The sequence below is a fragment of the Micrococcus sp. iso_239 genome, assembly GCF_056173395.1.
In genome coordinates, this window is record NZ_CM149672.1 from 1309111 (window position 1) to 1334294 (window position 25184).

Here is a 25184-nt window from a genome sequence, read left to right on the forward strand (position 1 = left end):
GCCTCCTCTCCCCCGGCTCGGTCGGGGCCGGTCTCACGCGGTCAGCGGATCACCAGGTTCACGAGCTTGGGCTCCCGCACGATCACCTTGACGATCTCGGCGTCCCCGATGAAGTTCCGCACCTTCTGCGACGCGCGGGCGCGCGCCTCGAGGTCCTCGGCGGTGATGTCCGCGGGCACCTCGAGGGTGTCGCGGACCTTGCCCTTGACCTGGACGACGGCCGTGACGGTGTCCTCGACCAGCAGCGCCTCGTCCACCGCGGGCCAGCCGGCGCGGACCACGGAGGGCTCGTGGCCGAGCAGCACCCACATGTCCTCGGCCGTGTACGGCGCCACGAGGGAGAGCAGCACGGCCACGGCCTCGGCGGCCTCGCGGACGGCTGGGTCGGCCGCGCCGGCACCCGCGTCGATCTCCTTGCGGGCCGCGTTGACCAGCTCCATCGTCTTGGCGACGACCACGTTGAACTTGCCGTCGTCCAGCAGCTGCTGGGCCTCGTGCACGGTCCGGTGGGTCACCCGGCGCAGGGCCACGGCCCCGTCCGCCGGGTCCGTGCCGGCCGGGGTGCCCGTCGCGCGGACGTCGCGGGCCAGGCGCCACGCGCGGGCCAGGAACTTGCCGGCGGCCCCCGGGGCGACGTCGGCCCAGTCCACGTCGTCCTCGGGCGGCGAGGCGAACACCATGGTCAGGCGCACGGCGTCGACGCCGAACTGGTCCAGCTGGTCGCCCAGGTCCACGCCGTTGCCCAGCGACTTGGACATGGCCTTGCCGTCGTTGAGCACCTGGCCCTGGTTGAGCAGGGCGCGGAACGGCTCGGTGAAGGGCACCAGGCCGAGGTCGTGCAGGGCCTTGGTGAAGAAGCGGGCGTACAGCAGGTGCAGGATCGCGTGCTCCACGCCGCCCACGTACTGGTCCACGGGCAGCCAGCGGCGCAGGGCCTCGGGGTCGAAGACGCGGGCGTCGTCGTTCGGGGACGCGTAGCGGAGCATGTACCAGGACGAGTCCACGAACGTGTCCATGGTGTCGGTGTCCCGTCGCGCGGGGCCGCCGCACTGCGGGCAGTCCACCTCGACCCACGACGTCGCCGCGGCCAGGGGCGACTGGCCCTTGGGGGCGAGCTGCTCGCCCTTGAGGTCGGTCGGCAGGGTGACCGGCAGCTGGTCCTCCGGCACGAGCACCTCGCCGCAGTCCGGGCAGTGGACCACGGGGATCGGGGTGCCCCAGAAGCGCTGACGGGAGAGCAGCCAGTCGCGCAGCCGGTACGTGGTGGTGCCCCGGCCGGTGCCGCGCTCCTGCACGATCTCGATGGCCCGCGCGATGGCCGCGGTCTTGTCCAGGCCGTCGAGCTCCCCGGAGTTCACCAGGATGCCCTCGCCGGTCGTCGCGACGCCGGAGACGGCCGGGTCCTCCTCGCCGGTGTCCAGCACGGCGCGCACGGGCAGCCCCATGGCGCGGGCGAAGTCGAGGTCGCGCTGGTCGTGGGCCGGCACGGCCATGATGGCGCCCGTGCCGTAGTCGGCCAGCACGTAGTCCGAGGCCCAGATCGGCAGGCGCTCACCGGTCAGCGGGTTCACGGCGTGGCGGCCCAGGAACACGCCGCTCTTCGGGCGGTCCGTGGCCTGGCGGTCGATGTCCGAGACCTTCTTCAGGTCCTCCCGGTACGCCTCGAGTTCGGCCCGCACGTCGTCGCCGGCGAGCTCGGCGGCCAGCGGCGCGTCGGCGGCGACCACCATGAAGGTCGCGCCGTGCAGCGTGTCCGGCCGGGTGGTGAAGACCGTGACGACGGGGCCGTCCTCGACCTGGAAGTCGACGTGGGCGCCCTCGGAGCGGCCGATCCAGTTGCGCTGCATGGCGAGCACGCGCTCGGGCCAGTGGCCGGTGAGCTGGTCCATGTCGTCCAGCAGCGCGTCCGCGTACTCGGTGATGCGGAAGTACCACTGGTTCAGGGTCCGCTTGGTGACCTCGGTTCCGCAGCGCTCGCAGCGGCCGTCCACGACCTGCTCGTTGGCGAGCACCGTCTGGTCCTGGGGGCACCAGTTGACCGGGGAGTCCTTCCGGTACGCCAGGCCCTTGCGGTACAGCTGCTGGAACAGCCACTGGGTCCACCGGTAGTACTCGGGGTCCGAGGTGTGCAGCTCACGGGACCAGTCCACGGCGATGCCGTACCGCTGGAAGGAGCGCTTCTGCGTCTCGATGTTCGCGTAGGTCCACTCGGCCGGGTGGGCGTCGCGCTTGATGGCGGCGTTCTCGGCCGGCAGGCCGAAGGAGTCCCAGCCGATGGGGTGCAGCACGTCGAAGCCGCGCTGCATCCAGTGGCGCGCGACGACGTCGCCCATCGCGAACGCCTCGGCGTGCCCCATGTGCAGGTCGCCCGACGGGTACGGGAACATGTCGACCACGGTGCGGGTCTCGGAGCCGTCCTCGCGCGGGGCGAACGTCCCGGCCTGCTCCCAGTACCCGGCCCAGCGGGCCTCCACGTCACGGAACGAGTACTCCGCGTCGGCGGGGATGCTGGGGGTGGCCGGCACGGCGCTGTCGGGGGTCTGGCTCACGGCGGTTCGAGTCCTCACGCAGTCGGGATGGGGCGCCGGCCCTCGGGCGGCGCGGACGGGGCCGGCGGCACGGCCGGCCACCCCATCCTACGGCGACGGCGCCCCGGCCCGGCCGCAGGGCCGCTCCGAGACGCCGTGCCCGGCCGGGCACGCGGTTTCAGGCGGAGTGGCTGCCGCCTGCCGGACGCTCGGGCCCGGCGTCGGGACCGGGGCGCGCCCCTCCGGAGGTGAGCGCGTCGTCCTCCTCGAGCACCTGGGCGACCTCGTCCTCGAGGGCCTCCGTCACCGCGTCCGGGGCCGCCACGGAGTCCCCGACCGCCTCCTGCAGCTGCACTGCGTGCTGGGCCGTGAAGGTCTTCTCCGGATGCTCACGCAGGCGGAGCAGCGCGAGCAGGCGCAGACGCAGCCCCGACTCGGCGGAGATCTGCCGGCGGTGGGTGAGCCACCAGACGAGGAGCACGAGCGCGAGCACGATCCCCAGGTGGCCCAGCGCCGGGTAGACGACGTTCATCAGGTCGCCGAAGCCGACGAAGCTCACCGCGAAGGCCAGCAGCGTGACGCCGGCGAACACGGGCCGGTAGCGGCCCGGGCGGTCGGCCGTGAGGCGGCGTCCCAGCGCGTAGAACATGCCGATCGCGGTGTTGAAGATCATCAGGTAGATCACCACGACCATCGCCCAGCCCAGCCAGGGCGCGATCGAGGCGAACAGCCGCAGCATGGGGACGTCGGCGCGGCCGATCTCGGCGTAGCCGAGGTAGAGCAGCGTGGAGGCCATCAGGAGCAGGGCGGTGTACATCAGGCCACCGGTGAGGCCGCCGAGGAACGCCTCCCGGGGGTGGGTGATGGACCCGCCGATCACGAGGCACATGGACACGGCCATCACGACGACGAGGCCGAAGTAGTTGACCGAGGACAGCCACCACGGGTCCACCGGCGTGGTGGCCTGGACGGCGAGGGACTCGTGGGCGGTGAAGCCGCCGTCGCGGGTGACCAGGACGTGGACGAACCCGGCCACGACCGCGACGACCACCAGGGGCGTGATCAGGGAGATGATCGCGGAGACCTTCTCCACGTCCAGCATGCCCGTCACGAGCACGAGCAGGGTCATCAGGGTGGAGCCCGCCCACGTCGGCCAGCCGAACTGCTGGGCGAGCGTCGAGCCCGCCCCGGCGAGCATGACGACGCCGATCGCGAAGAGCGTCACCGTCACCACGACGTCCAGGATCCGGGCCATCACGGGGTGCGAGACGCTGCGGAAGACGACCTTGTGGTCGGCCGCGAGGAACACGCTGCCCAGCTGGAGGATGACGGCGCCGCCGGCGGTGACGAGCAGGCCGGCCAGTCCCGCGCCCACGACGCCGATCCAGCCGAAGCCCACGAAGTACTGGATGACTTCGGCGCCGGTGGCGAAGCCGGCGCCGACGAGCAGGCCGACGAAGGCGAGGGCGATCTTCAGGGATCTGAGCGCGACGGGGTGCTGCACGCATGGGCCTTTCGTGGGGGACGGGGTGCGCCCGTGCGGGCCCCGGGACCGAGGACGGGCCGGAGTACGGTAGGCACGCGCGCGCCATCGTGGCCAGGACCAGGCGTCGCCGGGTTCCGGGCAGCGTGGCCTCAGGCCCACCCCAAGGCCGCCCTCCCGCTGGCACGCCGCGGTCGCGATCAGGCCGAGCATCTCGGCGGACCCCGTCCCCGCGTCCAGCGGAGACGAGGCGCCACGGCGTCGGCGGTCGAAGGCCTGGCTAGGGTGGGGACGTGCCTGTCCCGACGCCGTCCGCCGCCCCGGGCCCGCCCGTCCGCCTGCGCGATCTGCTGCGCCCGCCCGCGGCGCCCGCCGATCCCCGCGTGCTCACGGGCCACCCGGCCCGGACGCCCCGCCGGCACACCCTGGCCGTCCCGGACCCCGTCAGCGGGATCCGGTCGTCCGTGGCCGTGTGGGAGTACACCCCCGTTCCGGTGGCCGCGCCGGGATCGCCCGGCGCACCCGAGGGGGACGCGGCCGCTGCCCCGCTCGTGTTCGTGCACGGCTTCCGCGGGGACCACCACGGCCTCGCCCTGCTGGCCGACGCGCTCCCGGAGCATCCGATCCACTCGATCGAGCTGCCCGGCTTCGGGGCTTCGGAGCCCTTCCCCCACGCCGAGCACACCGTGGCCCATCACGCGGACGCGGTGGCCACCGTCGTCGCCGCCCTGGGTCTGCGGGCGACCCCCGTGCTGGTCGCGCACTCCTACGGGACGACGGTGGCGGCCGAGCTGGTCGCGCGGGACCCGTCCCGGTGGGGACGGCTGGTCCTGCTCAACCCCATCGCCGAACCCGCGCTGGAGGCGTCGGCGTCCGTGTCGAGTCGGGTGCTGGCGGCCGTCGCCGAGGGGTACTACGAGGTCGCCGCCCGCCTGCCCGAGCGCCCGGCGCGGCTGCTGCTGGGCGCGCCGCCGGTCGTGTGGGTGACCACGCTCGCCATGACCCGCACCAGGGACAGGGATGTCCTCGCGTACACCCATGACCAGCACCGGCGCCACTTCTCGGACTTCGCCTCCGCACGCATGCTCTCCGAGGCGTACCGCGCCTCGAGCACGGGCTCCGTGGCCGACGTCGCCGCCCGCCTCAGCCTGCCGGTGCTGCTGGTCGCGGGGCGGGAGGATCCGCTGGGCTCGGTGCCGGCACAGGAGGCGCTCGCCGCGGCGATCGACGACGCGGGCGGCACGGCGGAGCTGCACGTCCTCGACGGCGTCGGGCATCTGCTGCACTACGAGCGGCCGGCCGCCTGTGCGGCGTTGATCCGCGACTGGCTCCGCCGCGCCGGCCGCTGACGGGCCCCTCAGAGCACCCCGGCCGGGTCGAGCCGCACCCGCACCGGGGCGGTCTCCCGCCGAGCGCTCGCTGCGGACCGGGCGGCGCGCAGGGCGCCGACGGTGGCCTCGGCCGCCGCGTAGGGGAAGATCAGCAGGGCGCGGGAGCGGGTCTCGTCGGCGGGGTCCGGCACCGGCCCAATCCAGGGCAGCCGCGCCGGGCCGCCATCGAGCGGGGCCGAGTGCGGATCCTCGTGGACGTCCTCGTCCGGCCGTTCCCGGCGGGCGGCCTCCACGAGCTCGAGGTACTCCGCGACGGCGGCGGCCTCCCCCGTGACCTCTGCGAGGCGGCCGGCGGGAGGCAGGTGCAGCTCGCGCCGCTCGGCGACCTGGCGCGCGGCGAAGCCGTCGGGGTCCCGTCGGACGAGCGCGTTCACCGCCTCCCCCGCGTCCGCGGTGACCACCACGACGCCCCCGTCGGAGGCGGGGCGGACCAGGCAGGCGGCCGCGAGCCAGCGGGCGAGCACGCGGCCCGGCACGTCGAGGCCCTCGCGCTGGAGCTGGCTGTCCCCGTCGAGCAGCAGGGCGGCCGCGTAGCCGTCGGGCGTCGCCGGCTCGGCCCCCACGGTCGCCACCACCAGGGAGGGCCCGGGCGGCACCGAGCCGAGCATGTGCTGCGCCGAGGAGGCGTGCACGGGCACGCGCGGGAACGCCCGGCCCAGCTCCTCGGCCGTGCGGTCCACGCCGCGGGCGCCGGCCCGCAGCGTCGTGCCGCCGCACTCGGTGCACCGGAAGCCGCGCTCCCGGGTGCCGCACCACCGGCAGGCCACCTCCCCGTGCCGGGCGGCCCGCGCGTCGCGGAAGCCCAGCGGCCCCGCGCAGACGCGGCAGCGGGCGGGCGTGCGGCACCGTTCGCACACGAGGGCTGGGATGAAGCCGGCCCGGGCCACCTGCACGAGCACCGGGCCCGGCCGTGGCCCGAGCAGCGCGGCGCGGGCGGCGGCCCAGGCGGCCTGCGGCAGCCGCGCCCGCTGCGCGAACGGGTCGCGCGCCGTCTCCCAGGCGTCGGCGGTGGAGACGACCCGTGGCCCGAGCTCGCGCTGGGTCGCGCGGGAGGGGCCCAGGTGCAGCAGCCAGCCCGACTCGACGAGCCGTTGCACCGGGACGGACCGGGAGGGCCCGGCGAAGAGCAGCGCCGCGCCGGTCGCGCGGGCCCGCTCCAACACGACCTCTCGGGCGTGGAAGTAGGGCGCGCGGGGTTCTGCCCACGCGTCGTCGCCGTCGTCCCAGAGCACCACCAGCCTCAGGTCGCGCACGGGCGACCACACGGCGGCCCGGGTGCCGGCCACGATGCGCCGGGTGCCGCGCAGCGCGGCCAGGTGGGCGCGGTACCGGGGCGTGTTGCCGTCCTCGGAGCCGATCCGCGCGTAGGCGTCCTCCCCCACGTGCTCGTCGAGGGCGGCGCAGAGCCGGTCGAGGTCGCGGTGGTCGGGCACCAGCAGCAGGACGCCGCCGTCCGAGGCGGCCACCGTGCGCGCCAGAGCGGCCAGCGCGCCCGCCTCGTCCCATTCGAACAGGCGCGAGGGCACGACGGCGGCCGCCCGCGCGGCGTCCCCGGCCAGCACGGCGGACACGAACGCGGTGCCCCCCTCGAGGGACTCCCACACCGTGGGCACGAGGCCCTCCTCCGCCGCGGGAGGCTCCGGGCGCTCGGCGTCCGTGCCGGTCAGCGTCACAGGGTGGTCCGCGGCGGTTTCCGCGTCCTCCGCCAGGGCGGCCTTCTCGACCTGCGCAACGCGCGGGGGCACCGCGGCCCGCAGCACGTCCGTGACGACGCCGGCCTGGCGGCGGGCCACCGCGCGAGCCGTCGCCAGGACCTCCTCCGTCAGCGGCGGGATGGCGGTGAGCACGCCGGTGAGCTCGGTGAGCTGGGCGCCGGTGGCCGGCTCCTGCTCCCGCGAGACGAGCCAGCCCGTCATGGCCCGTCCGCCGAAGCGGACGGACACGCGGGAGCCGGGGACCGCCCGGTCGTCCAGGGCCACGGGCACGAGATAGTCGAACTCGCGGTCCAGGTGCGGCACGGGCGAGTCCAGCAGGACGCGGGCGATCGGCCGCTCCGGCCACCCCTCGGCCCGCTCCGGCAGTCGGGGCGCGTCCTCCGGCTCCGGGAGGGCGAACAGCGTGTCCGTGATGCCCGCCTCCGGATCAGAGGCCGGCGGCAGCGCGCAGCTGCTCGACGCGGTCCGTGCGCTCCCACGTGAAGTCGGCGTCGTCCCGGCCGAAGTGGCCGTTCGCGGCGGTCCGTCGGTAGATGGGCCGCAGGAGGTTCAGCTCCTTCACGATGGCGGCCGGACGCAGGTCGAACACCGCGTTCACGGCCTCGATGATCTTCTCCTCCGGCACCGTGGCCGTCCCGAAGGTGTCCACGTACAGGCCCACGGGCCGGGCCGAGCCGATCGCGTAGGCCACCTGGAACTCGGCGCGCGAGGCGAGGCCGGCGGCCACCACGTTCTTCGCGACCCAGCGGAGCATGTAGGCGGCGGAGCGGTCCACCTTGGACGGGTCCTTGCCGGAGAAGGCGCCGCCGCCGTGCCGGGCCATGCCACCGTAGGTGTCCACGATGATCTTGCGACCGGTGAGGCCGGCGTCGCCCACGGGGCCGCCGATGACGAACTTGCCGCCCGGGTTGATGATGATCCGCATGCCGGAGGTGTCGAGGCCGGAGCGCTCGATGACGGGCCGGATCACGTGCTCCTCCACGTCCGCCCGCAGCTGCTCCTGCGTGACCCACTCGTGATGCTGCGTGGAGACCACCACGGCCTCGACCGTGGTGGGCACGTGGCCGGGCGCGTAGCCGATGGTGACCTGCGTCTTGCCGTCCGGCAGCAGGTACGGCATGGGCGTGTTCTCCGCCCGGCGCACCGCGGTGAGCCGCTCGGAGAGCCGGTGCGCGAGGTAGATGGGCATGGGCATGTACGCCGGGGTCTCGTCCGTGGCGTAGCCGAACATGATGCCCTGGTCCCCCGCGCCCTGCTCGTCCACCTCGTCCGCCGAGCCGTACTCGCGGGCCTCGAGGGACCGGGAGACGCCGGCGAAGATGTCCGAGGACTGCTGGCCGATGGAGATGTTCACGCCGCACTGGGCGCCGTCGAAGCCGTTGGCCGAGGAGTCGTAGCCGATGTCCAGGATGGTCTCGCGCACGATCTTGGGGATCTCCACGTACGCCGAGGTGTTCACCTCGCCGGCCACCTGCACCAGGCCGGTGGTGGTCAGGGTCTCCACGGCCACCTTCGCCGACGGGTCGGCGGCGAGGATCGCGTCCAGGATGGCGTCGGAGATCTGGTCGCAGATCTTGTCGGGGTGGCCCGCCGTGACGGACTCGGAGGTGAAGAGGCGGAGCTCTCCGCCGCCCACCCCCGAATACGGGTCGGCGTGGCGGGCGGGGCTCAGCGAGGCGGCATCGGTCATGCCGCACAGTCTAGGTCAGCGGCCCGACGCGCCGGCGGGGTCGCGACCGGCGAGGTCATCCACGATCGCCTGCACGACGGCGGCCGCCGCCTGGTCCTTGGAGCCCACGGTCTCCACGGCGGGGCGGCCGTCGGCGAACAGGATGGTCACGGCGGTCTCGTCCCGGCCGAACACCTTGTCCGTGCCGACCTCGTTGACCACGAGCATCTCGCAGCCCTTGCGCGCCAGTTTGGCCCGGCCGTACTCGAGCACGGAGGACGTCGCGTCGCCGGTCTCCGCGGCGAAGCCGACGATGAGCGGGGCCATGGGCCCGCCCTCGGAGCGGGTCCGCACGGCCGTGGCGAGCACGTCCGGGGTGCGCTCGAGCACGATGACGGGCGCGCCGCCGTCGTCGCCCTTCTTCATCTTGGCGTCGGAGACCTCGGCCGGTCGGAAGTCCGCAACGGCCGCCGCCATCACGAGGACGTCGGCGTCGGCGGCCTCCGCCAGCACGGCCTCGAGCAGGTCCTGCGTGGACTCCACGGGCACGACGCGCTCGACGCCCTCGGGCGTCGGGACGGACATGGACCCGGCGACGAACCGCACGGTGGCGCCGGCCTCGAGGGCGGCGCGCGCCAGGGCGGCCCCCTGCTTGCCGGAGGAGCGGTTCCCCAGGTAGCGGACCGGGTCCAGCGCCTCGCGGGTGCCCCCGGCCGTGATCACCACGGTGCGACCGGCCAGCGGGCCGGGTGTCGGCTCGGCGTCGGACCCGGAGGCCCGGGGACGGCGCGGGGCGCCCGCGGCCGCGGCGGCCTGCGCACGCTCCCAGATCTCGGCGGGCTCGGGCAGCCGCCCGGCGCCGGAGTCGGCCCCGGTGAGCCGGCCCACGGCGGGGTCCACGACCGTGACGCCGCGCTCGCGCAGGAGGGCGACGTTGGCGACCGTGGCGGGGTGGTGCCACATCTCGGTGTGCATGGCGGGGGCCAGGACGACGGGGCACGTGGCGGTGAGCAGCACGTTGCCCAGCAGGTCGGGCGCCATCCCCGCGGCGGTGCGCGCGAGCAGATCGGCGGTGGCCGGCGCGACCACCACGAGGTCCGCACGCCGGCCGAGCCGGACGTGGTTCACCTCGTCGACCGCCTCGAACGTGTCCGTGCGGACCGGGCGACCGGAGAGGGCCTCCCACGTCGCCGCGCCCACGAACTCGAGGGCGTTGGCGGTGGGCACCACGGTCACGCCGTGGCCGGCCTCGGTCATCAGGCGCAGCAGCAGCGCCGCCTTGTAGGCCGCGATGCCGCCGCCGACCCCGAGGACGATCTCCATGACGGGCTCAGGCCTCCGGGGCGTCCTCGGAGGTGCCCTCCTCGGCGCGCACCGTCTCGGCGGCCTCCTCGATGGCGGCGGGATCGCCCATCGGCTGGTGGGCGTCGGCCGACTCGAGGGTGGCGAACGGGTCGTCCTCGCCCGGCAGGGAGAAGTCGCCGAAGTCCTCGGCGGCCAGGTCGGCCTCCGGGGTGGCCTCGACGGCCTCGCGGGACACGAGCAGGTCGGCCTCGATCTCGCGCAGGGCGATGGACAGCGGCTTCTCGTTCAGCTGGGTGTCCACGAGCGGGCCGACGTACTCGAACAGCCCCTCGTGCAGCTGCGAGTAGTAGGCGTTGATCTGCCGGGCCCGCTTGGCGGCGAAGAGCACCAGGGCGTACTTCGAGTCGACCCGCTCCAGCAGGGAGTCGATGGGCGGGTTGACGATGCCTTCGTACTGTTCGGTCACGGGGTCTCCAAAGTCTTCATCTCACTGTCACGTCGGCGCCGGGTGCGGCGTCGGTGCGGCCGGTCCTCAGGCCTCGGTCGGACGGCGCTCGGGGTCCAGCCCCATGAGTCTCACCAGTTCCTCGGCGGCCCGCTCCACGCGGTCGTTCACGACGACGGCGTCGAACTCGGGTTCCGCTGCGAGTTCCAGTCTAGCCGTTTCGAGCCGACGCCGCTGTTCCTCCGGGCTCTCGGTGCCGCGGCCGAGCAGCCGGGACACGAGTTCCTCCCAGCTCGGCGGCGCCAGGAACACGAAGGTGGCCTCCGGCAGCGCACGGCGGACCTGGCGCGCGCCCTGCAGGTCGATCTCCAGCAGGACGTGGCGCCCCTGCGCCACGGCCTCCATCACACGGTCGCGCCGCGTGCCGTAGCGGTGGACGCCGTGGACGACGGCCCATTCCAGCATCTCGTCCGCCTCGACGAGGGAGTCGAACTCCTCCGGCGTCGTGAAGTAGTAGTGCACCCCGTCCTCCTCACCCGGGCGCGCCGGGCGGGTGGTGGCGGAGACGGACAGCCAGGCCTCGGGATAGTGCTCGCGGACATAGGCCGAGACGGTGCCCTTGCCGACGGCGGTGGGTCCTGCCAGGACGGTGACGCCCGGGCCCGGGGGGCGTTCCTGGACGGCGGTGCGGGCCACCGGGACGGCGGGGGCGGGTCCGGGGTCGAACGTGTCGGTCACGCATCCTCCTGGTGGGACGGGCCTCGCAGGCCCTTCACCCGGGCCGGCGCCGACCCGCCGGGGTGTGGGGGTCACCGGCCAATATAGGCGATCAACGCCTCGCGCTGACGACGGCCCAGGCCGCCCAGCCGACGCCGCGGCGAGATGCCGCACCCCGCCATCGTCTCCCGGGCCCGGACCTCGCCCACGCCCGGCAGGGCCAGCAGCAGGTCCACGGTCCGCAGGCGGGCGACGGCGTCCTCGGTGTCCGCGCGCGCGAACACGTCGGCCAGGCCGACCGCACCGGCGGCGAAGGCCGCCTTGAGCTCCGCCCGCGCCTGGCGGGCCTGGAGGGCCTTCCTCCGGGCCTCCGCCCGCTCCTGCACACTGAGCTGCCGCAACGCCATGGTCTGACCTCGATGCCTCTCATTCCTCACCGGCCCCGTCGAGACCCTTCCACCGTCAAGGACGACGAGCACAGCCGATCGAAAGGGAAGATACCATCCCGTCCACACGGCACGGGCGCGCCGGGAGGACGCGGGCGTCACCGCAGGGCGGCGCGATTCTCCTCGATCGTGTCCACCAGCGAGGCCACCGACGGGCCCGCGCTCAGGATGCCGCGGGACGAGGTCGCCAAGACCTGCGGCCAGGCCGTCCCGAAGTCGGCCCGCATGCCCCGGGCCGTGGCGCCCTGGGCACCGAACCCGGGCGCCAGCAGGGGCCCGCCGAGGGCCGGCAGGTCCAGGCCGAGGCGGTCCGCCTCGGCGGCCACCGTGGCGCCCAAGACGAGTCCCACCGGCCCCCACGCGTCGTCGCCGCGCAGGGCCGCGTTCTCGGCGGCCGCCGCCGCGGCGATGCGCCGGGCGACCGATCCCTCGGCCGACCCCTCGCCCACGTGCTGGACCTCGCGGCCCTCCGGATTGGAGGTCAGCGCGAGGACGAACACGCCGCGGCCGGCCTCGTGGGCGGCGCGGATGGTCGGCACGAGGGTGCCGAAACCCAGGTACGGGCTGAGCGTCACCGCATCCGCGGCCAGGGGCGAGGCATCGGCGATCCACGCGGCGGCGTAGCCGTCCATGGTGGAGCCGATGTCACCGCGCTTGGCGTCCGCGATCGTGAGCACCCCGGCGTCTCGGGCGGCCGCGAGCAGCCGCTCCAGGGCCGCCAGGCCGGCCGATCCGTGGCGCTCGTACAGCGCCACCTGGGGCTTGATCGCCGCCACGCGGGGCCCCTCGGGACCCACCGCCGCCTCGAGGGCGGTCAGGGAGAACGCCTCGAGGCCCGCCGGGGTGTCGCTCAGGCCCCACTGCCGCAGCAGGCCCGGATGGGGGTCCACGCCGAGGCACAGCGGACCGGCCGTCTCCATGGCCTGGGCCAGCCGCCGCCCGAAGGGGGCGCGGGGCCCCGCGCCGCCCGTCGCCGTCGTGGTCACGCCGCGGCCTCCGGACCGGCGACAGCCTGCTGCAGGCGCGCGTCGTGCTCCTGCAGTGAGGTGACGGACCACTCGTAGGACCGCATGGCCTCGATGGCCTGCAGGCACGCCCCGAACTCGGCCGTGGTCGTGATCACCGGCACGCCGAGCGACGTCGCGGCCGCGCGGATCTCGTAGCCGTCCGTGCGGGCGTCGCCGCCGGAGGGCGTGTTCAGCACGAGATCGACGGTGCCGGCGTGCAGCTGCTCCAGCACGGTGCCCGCGCCGTCCTCGTGCCCGGCGTCGGCGATCTTCGCCACGACCTCCGCGGGGATGCCGTTGCGCCGCAGCACCTCGGCGGTGCCGCCGGTGGAGACCACCTGGAAGCCGAGGTCGACGAGGCGCTTGGCCTGGCCCACGAGGGTGCGCTTGTCCCGGTTCGCGACCGACACGAACACGCGCCCCGAGGTGGGCAGCGGGCCGCCGGCGGCGGACTGGGACTTGGCGAACGCGGTGTCGAAGTGCTTGTCGATGCCCATGACCTCGCCCGTCGAGCGCATCTCCGGGCCCAGCAGCGAGTCGACCACGCGGCCCTCCGCGGTGCGGAAGCGGGTGAACGGCAGCACCGCCTCCTTGACCGCCACGGGCGCGCCGATCGGCAGGGTGCCGCCGTCGTACGCCGTGGGCAGCATGCCGGCCGCGCGCAGGTCGGCGATGCTCTCGCCGACGCCGATCCGCGCGGCCGCCTTGGCCAGCTGGACGCCCGTGGCCTTCGAGACGAACGGCACGGTCCGCGAGGCGCGCGGGTTCGCCTCGATCACGTACAGCACGTCCGAGGCGAGCGCGAACTGGATGTTGATCAGGCCGCGCACGCCGACGCCGGCCGCGATCCGCTCGGTGGCGCGGTGCACGCGCTCGAGCACGTCCGGGCCCAGGGTGACGGGGGGCAGCACGCACGCGGAGTCGCCCGAGTGGATGCCCGCCTCCTCGATGTGCTCCATGACGCCGCCGAGGTACAGCTCGGTGCCGTCGTAGAGGGCGTCGACGTCGATCTCGATCGCGTCCTCGAGGAAGCGGTCCACGAGCATCGGCTGGTCGGGGGTGATCTCCGTCGCGTGCGCCACGTAGTGGGCCAGCGCCTCCTCGGAGTACACGATCTCCATGCCGCGGCCGCCGAGCACGTAGGAGGGGCGCACGAGCACGGGGTAGCCGATCTCGTCCGCCACGCGCTTGGCGTCGTCGAAGGAGACGGCCGTGCCGTTCTTCGGCGCCACCAGGCCCGCGCGCTCGAGCACGAGCGCGAACTCACCGCGGTGCTCGGCCAGGTCGATGGCCGCGGGCGAGGTGCCCAGGATCGGCACGCCGGCGTCGGCGAGCTGCTGGGCCAGCTTGAGCGGGGTCTGGCCGCCGAGCTGCACGAAGACGCCGCGCACGCCGCCGGAGGCCTCCTCTGCCGCGATGACCTCCAGGACGTCCTCGAGCGTGAGCGGCTCGAAGTAGAGGCGATCGGAGATGTCGTAGTCCGTGGATACCGTCTCCGGGTTGCAGTTGACCATCACGGTCTCGTAGCCGGCCTCGCGCAGCGCCATGGTGGCGTGCACGCACGAGTAGTCGAACTCGATGCCCTGGCCGATCCGGTTCGGGCCCGAGCCGAGGATGATCACCGACTCGCCCTCGTGCGGGGCGACCTCGGTCTCGAGGTCGTAGCTGGAGTACCGGTACGGGGTGAAGGCCTCGAACTCGGCGGCACAGGTGTCCACGGTCTTGTAGACGGGGCGCACGCCCAGGGCGTGACGCACGCCGCGCACGACCGCGGCGTCCATGTGCCGCAGCGAGCCGATCTGGGCGTCGGAGAACCCGTGCCGCTTGGCGCGGCGCAGCAGGGCCTCGTCGAGGACCTCGGCGTCGCGGATCTCGTCCGCGACCTCGTTGATGAGCACGAACTGGTCCAGGAACCACGGGTCGATCGCGGTGGCCTCGAAGGCCTCCTCGATCGTGGCGCCGGCGTAGAGCGCCTGCTGGGTCTGGGAGAGCCGGTCGGTGGTGGCCGTGCTCGCCGCCGCGAGCAGGGCCTGCGGGTCGGCGTCCTGCGGGAACGCGAGCTCCGAGCCCTTCTGCTCGAGCGAGCGCAGGGCCTTCTGCAGGGCCTCCGTGAAGTTGCGGCCGATGGCCATGGCCTCGCCGACCGACTTCATGGTGGTGGTCAGCGTGGGATCCGCCGCCGGGAACTTCTCGAACGCGAAGCGCGGGACCTTCACGACCACGTAGTCCAGGACCGGCTCGAAGGACGCCGGGGTCTTCTGGGTGATGTCGTTGGGGATCTCGTCCATCGTGTAGCCCAGGGCCAGCTTGGTGGCGATCTTGGCGATCGCGAAGCCGGTGGCCTTCGAGGCCAGCGCCGAGGAGCGGGAGACGCGCGGGTTCATCTCGATGACGACGACGCGCCCGTCCACGGGGTTCACCGCGAACTGGATGTTGCAGCCGCCGGTGTCCACGCCGACCTCGCGGATGACGTTGATCGAGATGTCCCGCAGCTTCTGGTACTCGCGGTCCGTCAGCGTCATGGCCGGGGCCACGGTGATGGAGTCGCCGGTGTGCACGCCCACGGGGTCCACGTTCTCGATGGAGCAGACGACGACGACGTTGTCGTTCTTGTCCCGCATCATCTCCAGCTCGTACTCCTTCCAGCCGAGGATGGACTCCTCGAGCAGAACCTCGGAGGTCGGGCTGTACTGCAGGCCGGCGCCGCAGATGCGGTACAGGTCGGCCTCGTCGTAGGCCATGCCGGAGCCGAGGCCGCCCATCGTGAACGAGGGGCGCACCACCACGGGGTACTTCAGGTCCTCGACGGCGGCCAGGGCCTCCTCCATCGTGTGCACGATGTGGGACCGGGCGGACTCGCCGCCGGCACGCTCCACGACGCCCTTGAACAGCTCGCGGTTCTCGCCGAGCTCGATGGCCTCGATGTTCGCGCCGATCAGCTCGACGCCGAAGCGCTCGAGCACCCCGTCCTTGTCGAGGGCGATGGCGGTGTTCAGCGCCGTCTGGCCGCCCAGGGTGGGCAGCAGGGCGTCCGGGCGCTCCTTCTCGATGATCTTGGCGACCACGGCCGGGGTGATGGGCTCGACGTAGGTGGCGTCGGCCAGCTCCGGGTCGGTCATGATCGTGGCCGGGTTGGAGTTGACGAGGACGACGCGGACGCCCTCCTCCTTGAGGACGCGGATGGCCTGGGTGCCCGAGTAGTCGAACTCGGCGGCCTGGCCGATCACGATGGGGCCGGAGCCGATGACCAGGACGGACTTCAGGTCGGTGCGCTTGGGCATGGATCAGGCTCCTTCGGTGGCGGGGGTGGTGGCGGCGCGGTGCTCGGTGAGCAGCTGCACGAAGCGGTCGAACAGGTCGAGGGTGTCGTTGGGGCCGGCCGCGGACTCCGGGTGGAACTGCACGGAGAAGGCGGGCCGGTCGAGCAGGCGCAGGCCCTCGACGACCTGGTCGTTCAGGGACCAGTGGGAGACCTCGACGCGGCCGAAGCGCGACTCCGGCGCCTCGATCGGCTCGCCGAGGGGGGCGTCCACGGCGAAGCCGTGGTTCTGGGAGGTGATGGCCACGCGGCCCGTGGCCTTGTCCAGCACCGGCTGGTTCGGGCCGCGGTGGCCGAACTTCAGCTTGTAGGTGTCGAAGCCGAGCGCGCGGCCGAAGATCTGGTTGCCGAAGCAGATGCCGAAGAACGGCAGGCCGGCGTCGAGGACCTCGCGCAGCAGCTCCACCTGGGCGTCTGCCGTGGCCGGGTCGCCGGGGCCGTTGGACAGGAAGACGCCGTCCGGGTCCACGGCGCGGATGCCGGCCAGGTCCGTGGCCGCGGGCAGCACGTGCACGCGGATGCCGCGGGAGGCCAGGTGCCGCGGCGTGGCGGCCTTGATGCCGAGGTCGAGGGCGGCGATCTCGGCGATCGGCTCGCCCTCCCAGCCGTGCTCGGCCGGCTCGATGACGTACGGCTGCTCCGTGGTGACGGACTCCGCGAGGCGGGCGCCGGCCATCGACGGCTGGGCGCGCACCTCCGCCAGCAGCTCGGCCTCCGGGCGGGCGGCGTGCTCGCCGGAGAACACGCCGGCGCGCATCGAGCCCTCGGTGCGCAGGCGGCGGGTGATGGCCCGGGTGTCGACCTCGCGGATCCCGACGACGCCGAACGTCTCGAGCTCCTCGTCGAGGGTGCGCTCGGCGCGCCAGTTGGACGGACGCCGGGCCGCGTCGCGGACCACGTAGCCGGCGGCGAAGATCGCCCGCGACTCGCGGTCGGCGTCGTTGACCCCGGTGTTGCCGATGTGCGGGGAGGTCTGCACGATGATCTGCCCCGCGTAGGACGGGTCGGTGAGGGTCTCCTGGTAGCCGGTCATGCCCGTGGTGAACACGGCCTCGCCCAGGGTGCGGCCGCGGGCGCCGTAGGCCCGGCCGCGGTGGACGGTGCCGTCCTCGAGGACGAGCAGGGCCAGGTCGTCGGTGGGGGTGCTCATCGGGGGTCTCCTTCTCCTGCGCGGCCGGCCGGGTCGGCCGGGGCGGGGTCGATGATGGTCTGCAGGGCGGCGAGGAGCCGGTCGCGGTCCTCGGGGCGGTCGGGGCGGAAGGCGGAGGTGAGTTCGACGTCGCCGAGGCGCCAGCCCCAGGCGACGAGCCCGCCCGGCTCGACGAACTTGCCGGCGATCCCCGCGGACAGGCCGGCCTCGACGAGGTCGTCCGCGGGGATGAACAGGTTGGCGGCCCCGGGGCGGAGCACGAGCAGGCCGCGGTGGGCGCCGGCGTCGTGGACCTCGAGGACGGCGCGCGAGCGCAGGCCCAGGCCGTGCACCGCCACGCGGTCCAGTCGGTCCTCGCCGCGCACCGTGCCCACGTGCATGCCCTCCGCGGACAGCGTCGGCTCGGCGTCGTAGAGGGCCGTCGGCACGGGGGCCGGGGCCGGGATCCCGGCCTGCGCCCGGCGGCGGGCCCGCCACCCGAGGGCCAGCAGGCCGAGCAGCACGAGGACGACGGCCAGGGTGCCCAGGGTCACCGGCAGCCACACGTCCGCGTAGTCCTTCGTCGGGGTCCGCGGGGGGACGGGTCGGGCCGCCAGGGCGGCGGCCAGGGGGGTGATGCTCACGCGCGCTCCCCCGTCTCCGTCAGGGCCGGGTGGCGGTACGGCCGGGCGGGGGCGCCGTCGGCGACGACGCGGGCGCCGCGATAGACCGTGTGGCGCACCGCGCCCGGCAGCTCCATGCCCCGGTACGGGCTGTTGCGGGACTTCGTCAGGTGCTGCTCGGGGTCCACGGTGCGGCGGGCCCGCGGGTCCACGAGCACGAGGTTGGCCACGGCGCCGACGCGCGGGACGCCGCGCTCGTCGGCCTGGCCCTGGTCGGTCAGGCCGGCGATCCGGGCCGGCGCCGTGGACATCACGCGGGCGACGCCCGCCCAGTCCATCAGGCCGGTGTCCACCATCGCCTGCTGCACCACGGACAGGGCGGTCTCGAGGCCCGTCATGCCCATCGCCGCGACCGTCCACTCGCACTGCTTGGTCTCGGCGGTGTGCGGGGCGTGGTCGGTGCCCACGGTGTCGATGGTGCCGTCGGCCAGGCCGGCGCGCAGGGCCAGGACGTCGGACTCGCGGCGCAGCGGCGGGTTGACCTTGAACACGGGGTCGTAGGATCGGACGAGCTCCTCCGTGAGCAGCAGGTGGTGCGGGGTGACCTCGGCGGTCACGGCCACGCCCTGGGCCTTGGCCCAGCGGATCAGCTCGACGGAGCCGGCCGTGGAGACGTGGCACACGTGCAGGCGGGAGTCCACGTGCTGGGCCAGCAGCACGTCACGGGCGATGACGGCCTCCTCCGCCACGGCGGGCCAGCCGGCCAGGCCGAGGACGCCGGAGAGCTCGGACTCGTTCATCTGGGCGCCGGCGGTGAGGTTCGGCTCCTGCGCGTGCTGGGCCACGAAGCCGCCGAAGGACTTCACGTACTCGAGCGCCCGGCGCATCAGCACGGCGTCGTGGACGCACATGCCGTCGTCGGAGAACATCCGCACGCGGGCCTGCGAGTCGGCCATCGCGCCGAGGTCGGCCAGGGCCTCGCCGGCCAGGCCCACGGTCACCGCGCCCACGGGGTGCACATCGCACCAGCCCGCGTCCCGGCCCAGCCGCCACACCTGCTCCACCACGCCGGCGGTGTCGGCCGTCGGCGTCGAGTTGGCCATCGCGTGGACCGAGGTGAAGCCGCCCATCGCGGCGGCGCGGGTGCCGGTCTCGACCGTCTCCGCGTCCTCCTTGCCGGGCTGGCGCAGATGGGTGTGCAGGTCGACGAGCCCGGGCAGCAGCACCAGGCCGGCGCAATCGACCTCCTCGGGGGCCGGGTCGAGGCCGGCGACGTGGGTCGCGGCGTCCGGGCCGAGGGCGGCGATCCGGCCCTCGGCGACGAGCACGTCGGCGGTCTCGCCCGTGGTCAGGCGCGCGCTGCGCAGCAGCAGGGGGGCGGGGCTGGGGGCGCTCACGGGCGGACCTCCTGGTCGTGGTTGAGGACGAGGTGCAGGACCGCCATGCGGACGGACACGCCGTTGGCGACCTGCTCGAGGGCGGTGTTGCGGGGCGAGTCCGCCGCCGCCGGGCTGATCTCCAGGCCGCGGTTCATCGGGCCGGGGTGCATGACCACGGGCTCGTCGAGCAGGGCGCCGCGGCCGGCGGTGAGGCGGGCGAAGCGGTCGTCGGTCAGCCCCCAGGTCCGGGTGTACTCCCCCGCGGACGGGAAGAAGGCGCCGCCCATCCGCTCGGCCTGGACGCGGAGCATCATGACGGCGTCGGGGCCGGCGTCGAGGGCCTCGTCCAGCGAGTAGGTGACCTGGCACGGCCACGCGGCCACGCCGACGGGCAGCAGGGTGGGCGGGGCGGCCAGGGTGACCTGGGCGCCCAGCGTGCTGAGCAGCCACACGTTGGACCGGGCCACGCGCGAGTGCAGGATGTCCCCCACGATCACCACGCGCATGCCGGTCAGGTCCTGGCCGACCAGGTCCTCTCCCGTCGCCGCGGCGAGGCGCCGGCGCAGGGTGAAGGCGTCCAGGAGGGCCTGGGTGGGGTGCTCGTGGGTGCCGTCGCCGGCGTTCACGACGGCGGAGCGCACCCAGCCGGAGTCGGCCAGCTGGCGGGCCGCGCCCGAGGACCAGTGGCGCATCACGATGGCGTCCGCGCCGATGGCCTCGAGCGTCTGGACGGTGTCCTTGAGCGACTCCCCCTTGGAGACGGACGATCCCTTCGCGGAGAAGTTGATCACGTCCGCGGAGAGCCGCTTGGCGGCGGCCTCGAAGGAGATGCGGGTGCGGGTGGAGTCCTCGAGGAAGAGGTTCACCACGGTGCGGCCGCGCAGGGCGGGCAGCTTCTTGACCTCGCGCTGGTTGACGGCGGCCATCTCCTCGGCGGTGTCGAGGACGGCGAGGGCGTCGGCGCGGGAGAGGTCGGCGGTGGACAGCAGGTGGCGCACGGCTCAGCCCTCCCGGGTCGCGACGCGGTCGACGATGCTCACGGCGTCCTCGGTGACCTCGCCGGTGCCCTCGGGGCCGTCGACCTCCATGAGCCGGACCTGAACGCGCTCGGCGGTGGAGGTCGGCAGGTTCTTGCCCACGAAGTCGGCCCGGACGGGCAGCTCGCGGTGCCCGCGGTCCACGAGGACGGCCAGGCGCACGGCGGCGGGGCGGCCCAGGTCGGCGATCGCGTCGAGGGCGGCCCGGACGGTGCGGCCGGAGAAGAGGACGTCGTCCACGAGCACGACGACGGCGCCGTCGAGGGGGACCTCGGGCAGGCGGGTGGGCATCGGGGTGCGGGCCGTGCCGCGGCGGAGGTCGTCGCGGTAGAGCGTCACGTCCACCTCGCCGACGGCGGCGGTGGGGTCGAAGGCCGGCTCGATGCGGGCCAGCAGGGCGCCGAGCCGCCGGGCCAGGGGCGCCCCGCGGCGCGGGATCCCCATCAGGACGAGACCCTCGGCACCCTTGTTGGACTCGAGGATCTCGTGGGCGATCCGGGTCAGCGCCCGGTCGATCTCGGACGCGGACAGCACGGTCCGGGCAGCACGAGGTGCGGCGGGATCAGTTCCCATGCCGGCGCCTCCTTCCCCGCCTCACAGGACGGCTCTTAAAGGATGCGTGGTTCGTCCCCGGGCGCCGGTGGGCCCCCGTGCGGGACGTCGCCGACTCTACCAGCGAGGCCCGCCCCACGGCGCGGATGACGCGGTGCGGGACGGGCCTCGTGACGGAGCTCTCGGCGGCTCAGGCGAGCAGTGTCGACTTGACCTGCTGCAGGCGGCCGAGCAGACCGTTGACGAACTCGGGCGAGTCGTCCGTGGACAGCTGGGCGGCCAGGGCGACGGCCTCGGAGATGGCGACGGCGTCCGGCACGTCGTCCTGGAACAGCAGCTCCCAGGCCCCCACGCGCAGGATCGCCCGGTCGACGGCGGGCATGCGGTCCAGGGACCAGCCGCGGGAGTAGGAGCTCAGGGCCTCGTCGAGCCGCTCCTGGTCCGCGATGACGCCTTCCACGAGCCGCTGGGTGTAGGCGTTCACCTGCAGGTCGGTGCTCTCGCGTCGGGTGCGGATGCCCTCCAGCGCGGTGGAGCCGCGCTGCTCGGCCTCGAACAGGATCTCCACCGCACGCTGCCGGGAGCGGCTGCGCGCCGTGGTCCCCCGCTTGGCAGCGGAGCCGGCGGAGGCCCGCTCAGTCATTGACGCGGCCGAGGTAGTCGCCGGTGCGGGTGTCGACCTTGACGCGGGTGCCCTGCTCCACGAAGAGCGGCACCTGGATCTCGGCGCCGGTCTCCACGGTGGCGGGCTTGGTGCCGGCGGACGAGCGGTCCCCCTGCAGGCCCGGCTCGGTGTAGGTGATCTCCAGGACCACGGACGCCGGCATCTCGAGGTACAGCGGCGTGCCCTCGTGCAGGGCGATGACGACCTGGGTGTTCTCGAGCATGTACTTCGCGGCGTCGCCGACCACGGCCCCGGGCACGGTGATCTGGTCGTAGTCCTTGACGTCCATGAACACGTAGTCCGCGCCGTCCTGGTAGAGGTACTGGTAGTCGGAGCGGTCGACGGTGGCGAACTCGACCTTGGCGCCGGCGTTGAAGGTCTTGTCCACGACCTTGCCCGTGGTGATGTTCTTCATCTTGGTGCGGACGAACGCGCCGCCCTTGCCCGGCTTGACGTGCTGGAACTCGGTGACGTTCCAGAGCTGGCCCTCCAGCTTCAGGACGGCGCCGTTCTTGATGTCGTTGCTCGTTGCCACGTGTGTGCTCCCGATCGGTCTCGCGGACCGTCACGGGTCCGCCTGGAGTGGGTGGGGTCTTGGATGTGCGCGGGCCAGTCTACGGGAGGCCCCGCGCGGGGCCGGGGTCAGCGGCGGCTCACTCCGCGATCTCCTGGTACGCCGCGAAGAGCAGGGACGCGTCCGGGATGTCCACGGTGGTGGGCTGCGCGAGCCCGTCCAGCAGGACGAAGCGCAGCTGGTCGCCGCGGTTCTTCTTGTCCCGGCGGATGCCCTCGAGCAGGGTCTGCCACCGGTCCCCGCGGTAGGAGACGGGCAGGCCCAGGGCCGTCAGCACCGACCAGTGCCGGTCCGCGGTGGCGTCGTCGAGCCGGCCGAGGGAGCGGGCCAGCTCGGCAGCGAAGACCAGCCCCACGGACACCGCGGCGCCGTGGCGCCACTGGTAGCGCTCGGCGAGCTCGATCGCGTGGCCCATCGTGTGGCCGTAGTTCAGCGCCTCGCGGGCCCCCGACTCGCGGGGGTCGCGGGAGACGACGTCCGCCTTCACCCGGATCGAGCGCTCGATCAGCTCGCGCAGCCGCGCGGAGTGCGGGTTCTGGGCCTGGGCCGGGTCCTCCTCGATGAGGTCGAGGATCGCGGGGTCGGCGATGAAGCCGCACTTCACGACCTCGGCCAGGCCGGAGATCAGCTCGTTGGCCGGCAGGGTGAGCAGCGTGTCCAGGTCGGCCAGCACGCCGGCCGGATTGTGGAACGCCCCCACCAGGTTCTTGCCCTCGGCGGTGTTGATGCCGGTCTTGCCGCCCACCGCCGCGTCCACCATGCCCAGCAGGGTGGTGGGCATGTGCACGACGCGGATGCCGCGCAGCCACGTGGCCGCCACGAAGCCGGCCAGGTCGGACACGGCGCCGCCGCCCACGGAGACGATCGCGTCCGACCGGGTGAAGTCGTTCTGGCCGAGCACCTGCCAGCAGAACCCGGCCACCTGCAGGTGCTTGCCCTCCTCGGCGTCCGGGATCTCGGCGGTCAGTGCGGTCAGGCCCACGGCCTCGAGGTCGTTCTTGACGACGTCGCCGGTGGCCCGGAGGGCGCGCGGATGGATGACCAGCACGCGTCGGACGGTCGGGCCGAGCATGTCCGGCAGGCGCGCGAGCAGGCCCCGGCCCACCACCACGTCGTAGCCGCCGTGCACGGCCGCCTCGTGGCCGCCGGCCACGGGGATGACCGTCACGTCCTCGGGTGCGGCCGGAGCGGCCGCGGGCGCCGCCCCCGGGGTCTCCTGCTCGGTGATGTCCGGCTCACGGTCGGTCATGGGTGTGACTCACTCCTTCGGGGGCGGTGGGCGTCCCCCACGATACGCCAGGCCGCCTCGGCGGCCGTCAGGCCTGTGGTGTCGAGCACGAGGTCGGCGACCTCGCGGTACAGCCCCTCGCGTTCGGCGAGGATGCGCCGCCAGGTCCCGGCGGGGTCTCCGGCCAGGACGGGGCGGCCCGCGCCGCCGCCCACGCGGCGCAGCGCCTCCTCCTCTCCGACCGCGAGGTAGACGACGTCGGAGTCCGGCCCGGCCAGCGCGCGGCGGGTGCCCGGATGCAGGACGGCGCCGCCGCCGCACGAGAGGACGCACGGGGCGGGTCGGCCGAGCACATGGCCGATGACGCGCGCCTCCTCCGCCCGGAACGCGGCCTCGCCGTGCTCGGCGAAGAACTCCGGGATCGGGCCGTGCACCTGGATGAACAGCTCGTCGGAGTCCACGAAGGGCAGCCCGGTCACGGCGGCCAGGGCCCGGCCGACCGTCGTCTTCCCGGCCCCCATCGGGCCGACGAGGACGACCCGGCGGGCCGGGCGCGCGGCCGGGTCCTCGTCGGCCGCGGCGGCCACCGTGGCCGCGGCCGTCAGGCGCGCCTCGAGGGCACCGGTCATGCCCTCCCACGGGCACACAGTGACGGGCCCGGGGACGGGACGCGTGCTCGGGTCCGGTCCCGGGGCCGGCGCGGTCCCGGGGGTGTCGGTCACGGCAGGGGGTCGCCCATCGGGCCGTCCGCCACGACGTCGGCGCCCGGCTCCGGCAAGGCGGGGACCGCGGCCTGGAACGCCTCGAGGTTGCGGCGCGTCTCGGCCACGGAGTCGCCGCCGAACTTCTCGAGCATCGCGTCGGCCAGGACGAGGGCGACCATGGCCTCGGCGACGATGCCCGCGGCGGGCACGGCCGCCACGTCGGAGCGCTGATGGTGGGCCGTGGTCTCCGCGCCCGTGGCGACGTCGACCGTGGGCAGTGCGCGCGGCACCGTGGCGATCGGCTTCATCGCGGCGCTCACGCGCAGCAGCTCGCCCGTCGACATGCCGGCCTCGATGCCGCCGGCCCGGTCGCTCGTGCGCCGGGGGCGGCCGTCCGCGCCGCGGGCGATCCCGTCGTGGGCGGCGGAGCCGCGTCGGGCGGCCGTGGCGAACCCGTCGCCGACCTGCACGCCCTTGATCGCCTGGATGCCCATGAGCGCCCCCGCCAGCCGCGCGTCGAGGCGGCGGTCCCAGTGCACGTGGGAGCCCAGGCCGATCGGCACGCCGTACGCCAGCACCTCCACGACGCCGCCGAGGGTCTCCCCGGCGCGGTGGGCGTCGTCGACCTCGGCGACCATCGCCGCGGAGGTCTGCGGGTCGAGGCAGCGGACCGGGTCGGCGTCGAGGCGGGCCTCGTCCTCGGGGACGGGGAACGGGTGGCCCTCCGGCAGGGCGGCCTCCCCGAAGGCCACGGTGTGGGAGACGATCCGCACGCCGAGCTCGCCGAGGAAGGCGCGGGCGACGGTGCCCAGGGCCACACGGGCGGCGGTCTCACGGGCCGAGGCGCGCTCGAGGAGGGGGCGGGCCTCGTCGAAGCCGTACTTCTGCATGCCGGTCAGGTCGGCGTGGCCGGGCCGTGGGCGGGTGAGCGCCGCGTTGCGGGCCAGACCGTCGAGCTCCTCCGCGGGGACGGGATCGGCGGCCATCACCTTCTCCCACTTGGGCCATTCCGTGTTGCCCACCTGGATCGCCACGGGCGAGCCGAGGGTGCGGCCGTGGCGGACGCCGCCGAGGATCGTCACCGCGTCCTGCTCGAACTTCATGCGCGCGCCGCGCCCGTACCCCAGGCGGCGGCGCGCGAGCGCGTCCTGCACGTCCTGCGTCGTGACCGGGATCCCGGCCGGCAGTCCCTCAACGATTCCTGTGAGCGCGGGGCCGTGAGACTCCCCCGCTGTCAACCAGCGCACCATGGCGTGCAGTCTCTCACGC

Annotated in this window: 21 protein-coding genes; 1 reads left to right on the forward strand and 20 read right to left on the reverse strand. The window is 74.2% G+C overall.

Annotated elements, in window-relative coordinates:
- Positions 1-41: 41 nt before the first annotated feature.
- Both leuS and AC0VX2_RS06100 read right to left on the reverse strand, forming a co-directional pair.
- Positions 42-2549: a leucine--tRNA ligase gene (gene leuS, locus AC0VX2_RS06095; protein WP_036336586.1), complete on the reverse strand. Its 2508-nt coding sequence runs from the start codon at positions 2547-2549 to the stop codon at positions 42-44.
- A 157-nt stretch (positions 2550-2706) separates the two neighbouring features.
- Entirely contained in the window at positions 2707-4032 is a 1326-nt protein-coding gene (locus tag AC0VX2_RS06100) for a YkvI family membrane protein (RefSeq protein ID WP_036336588.1), read from the reverse strand.
- A 272-nt stretch (positions 4033-4304) separates the two neighbouring features.
- Here AC0VX2_RS06100 and AC0VX2_RS06105 point away from each other — a divergent pair, with 272 nt between their 5' ends.
- Complete coding sequence (locus tag AC0VX2_RS06105) at positions 4305-5360, forward strand: alpha/beta fold hydrolase (RefSeq protein WP_036336590.1); 1056 nt, start codon at positions 4305-4307, stop codon at positions 5358-5360.
- 8 nt (positions 5361-5368) lie between these two features.
- Here the strand turns inward: AC0VX2_RS06105 and AC0VX2_RS06110 are convergent, their stop codons facing one another.
- From AC0VX2_RS06110 to aroC, 18 genes are all read right to left on the reverse strand, one after another.
- Complete coding sequence (locus AC0VX2_RS06110) at positions 5369-7531, reverse strand: primosomal protein N' family DNA-binding protein (protein WP_309225964.1); 2163 nt, start codon at positions 7529-7531, stop codon at positions 5369-5371.
- Between the two features lie 13 nt (positions 7532-7544).
- Positions 7545-8807: a methionine adenosyltransferase gene (gene metK / locus AC0VX2_RS06115; protein WP_010078605.1), complete on the reverse strand. Its 1263-nt coding sequence runs from the start codon at positions 8805-8807 to the stop codon at positions 7545-7547.
- Positions 8808-8822: 15 nt separating this feature from the next.
- On the reverse strand, positions 8823-10109 hold the full coding sequence (coaBC, locus tag AC0VX2_RS06120) for a bifunctional phosphopantothenoylcysteine decarboxylase/phosphopantothenate--cysteine ligase CoaBC (protein ID WP_044659810.1): 1287 nt from the start codon (positions 10107-10109) through the stop codon (positions 8823-8825).
- Between the two features lie 7 nt (positions 10110-10116).
- A complete protein-coding gene (gene rpoZ / locus AC0VX2_RS06125; protein WP_010078603.1) occupies positions 10117-10557 on the reverse strand; it encodes a DNA-directed RNA polymerase subunit omega in 441 nt (146 codons plus the stop codon).
- A gap of 66 nt (positions 10558-10623) precedes the next feature.
- A complete protein-coding gene (gene gmk, locus AC0VX2_RS06130; protein WP_010078602.1) occupies positions 10624-11274 on the reverse strand; it encodes a guanylate kinase in 651 nt (216 codons plus the stop codon).
- Positions 11275-11345: 71 nt separating this feature from the next.
- The gene (gene mihF / locus AC0VX2_RS06135) at positions 11346-11660 is read right to left on the reverse strand and encodes an integration host factor, actinobacterial type (protein WP_036313727.1); all 315 of its coding nucleotides are present in this window, start codon (positions 11658-11660) and stop codon (positions 11346-11348) included.
- Positions 11661-11797: 137 nt separating this feature from the next.
- Positions 11798-12685 carry an orotidine-5'-phosphate decarboxylase gene (gene pyrF / locus AC0VX2_RS06140; RefSeq protein WP_036313723.1) on the reverse strand — a complete coding sequence of 296 codons (888 nt, stop codon included), beginning with the start codon at positions 12683-12685 and terminating at the stop codon, positions 11798-11800.
- Positions 12682-15987 carry a carbamoyl-phosphate synthase large subunit gene (carB, locus tag AC0VX2_RS06145; protein WP_010078599.1) on the reverse strand — a complete coding sequence of 1102 codons (3306 nt, stop codon included), beginning with the start codon at positions 15985-15987 and terminating at the stop codon, positions 12682-12684. The genes pyrF and carB overlap by 4 nt, the downstream gene beginning before the upstream one ends.
- Positions 15988-15990: 3 nt before the next feature.
- Positions 15991-17175: a glutamine-hydrolyzing carbamoyl-phosphate synthase small subunit gene (gene carA / locus AC0VX2_RS06150; RefSeq protein ID WP_036313720.1), complete on the reverse strand. Its 1185-nt coding sequence runs from the start codon at positions 17173-17175 to the stop codon at positions 15991-15993.
- On the reverse strand, positions 17172-17798 hold the full coding sequence (locus AC0VX2_RS06155; RefSeq protein ID WP_036380937.1) for a PH-like domain-containing protein: 627 nt from the start codon (positions 17796-17798) through the stop codon (positions 17172-17174). The genes carA and AC0VX2_RS06155 overlap by 4 nt, the downstream gene beginning before the upstream one ends.
- A complete protein-coding gene (locus AC0VX2_RS06160; RefSeq protein WP_396729450.1) occupies positions 17795-19174 on the reverse strand; it encodes a dihydroorotase in 1380 nt (459 codons plus the stop codon). The genes AC0VX2_RS06155 and AC0VX2_RS06160 overlap by 4 nt, the downstream gene beginning before the upstream one ends.
- Entirely contained in the window at positions 19171-20154 is a 984-nt protein-coding gene (locus AC0VX2_RS06165; RefSeq protein WP_036380943.1) for an aspartate carbamoyltransferase catalytic subunit, read from the reverse strand. The genes AC0VX2_RS06160 and AC0VX2_RS06165 overlap by 4 nt, the downstream gene beginning before the upstream one ends.
- Before the next feature lie 3 nt (positions 20155-20157).
- Positions 20158-20766, reverse strand: coding sequence for a bifunctional pyr operon transcriptional regulator/uracil phosphoribosyltransferase PyrR (pyrR, locus tag AC0VX2_RS06170; RefSeq protein ID WP_087114165.1), 609 nt, complete (start codon positions 20764-20766; stop codon positions 20158-20160).
- 169 nt (positions 20767-20935) lie between these two features.
- Positions 20936-21388, reverse strand: coding sequence for a transcription antitermination factor NusB (gene nusB / locus AC0VX2_RS06175; RefSeq protein WP_136939977.1), 453 nt, complete (start codon positions 21386-21388; stop codon positions 20936-20938).
- Positions 21381-21944 (reverse strand): elongation factor P, encoded by a 564-nt coding sequence (gene efp, locus AC0VX2_RS06180; protein ID WP_002857030.1) that lies wholly within the window; start codon positions 21942-21944, stop codon positions 21381-21383. The genes nusB and efp overlap by 8 nt, the downstream gene beginning before the upstream one ends.
- Positions 21945-22062: 118 nt before the next feature.
- Positions 22063-23232 (reverse strand): 3-dehydroquinate synthase, encoded by a 1170-nt coding sequence (aroB, locus tag AC0VX2_RS06185; protein WP_036313703.1) that lies wholly within the window; start codon positions 23230-23232, stop codon positions 22063-22065.
- Entirely contained in the window at positions 23229-23840 is a 612-nt protein-coding gene (locus AC0VX2_RS06190; protein ID WP_235187725.1) for a shikimate kinase, read from the reverse strand. The genes aroB and AC0VX2_RS06190 overlap by 4 nt, the downstream gene beginning before the upstream one ends.
- A gap of 89 nt (positions 23841-23929) precedes the next feature.
- Positions 23930-25165 (reverse strand): chorismate synthase, encoded by a 1236-nt coding sequence (gene aroC, locus AC0VX2_RS06195; protein ID WP_036313697.1) that lies wholly within the window; start codon positions 25163-25165, stop codon positions 23930-23932.
- Between the last annotated feature and the right edge of the window lie 19 nt (positions 25166-25184).

Bases quoted from the DNA above. Each gene is read 5' to 3' on its own strand.
- metK (WP_010078605.1), bottom strand. From the start codon at position 8,807: ATGACCGATGCCGCCTCGCTGAGCCCCGCCCGCCACGCCGACCCGTAT.
- coaBC (WP_044659810.1), bottom strand. From the start codon at position 10,109: ATGGAGATCGTCCTCGGGGTCGGCGGCGGCATCGCGGCCTACAAGGCG.
- mihF (WP_036313727.1), bottom strand. From the start codon at position 11,660: ATGGCGTTGCGGCAGCTCAGTGTGCAGGAGCGGGCGGAGGCCCGGAGG.
- carB (WP_010078599.1), bottom strand. From the start codon at position 15,987: ATGCCCAAGCGCACCGACCTGAAGTCCGTCCTGGTCATCGGCTCCGGC.
- carA (WP_036313720.1), bottom strand. From the start codon at position 17,175: ATGAGCACCCCCACCGACGACCTGGCCCTGCTCGTCCTCGAGGACGGC.
- pyrR (WP_087114165.1), bottom strand. From the start codon at position 20,766: ATGGGAACTGATCCCGCCGCACCTCGTGCTGCCCGGACCGTGCTGTCC.
- nusB (WP_136939977.1), bottom strand. From the start codon at position 21,388: ATGACTGAGCGGGCCTCCGCCGGCTCCGCTGCCAAGCGGGGGACCACG.
- aroB (WP_036313703.1), bottom strand. From the start codon at position 23,232: ATGACCGACCGTGAGCCGGACATCACCGAGCAGGAGACCCCGGGGGCG.
- AC0VX2_RS06190 (WP_235187725.1), bottom strand. From the start codon at position 23,840: ATGACCGGTGCCCTCGAGGCGCGCCTGACGGCCGCGGCCACGGTGGCC.
- aroC (WP_036313697.1), bottom strand. From the start codon at position 25,165: ATGGTGCGCTGGTTGACAGCGGGGGAGTCTCACGGCCCCGCGCTCACA.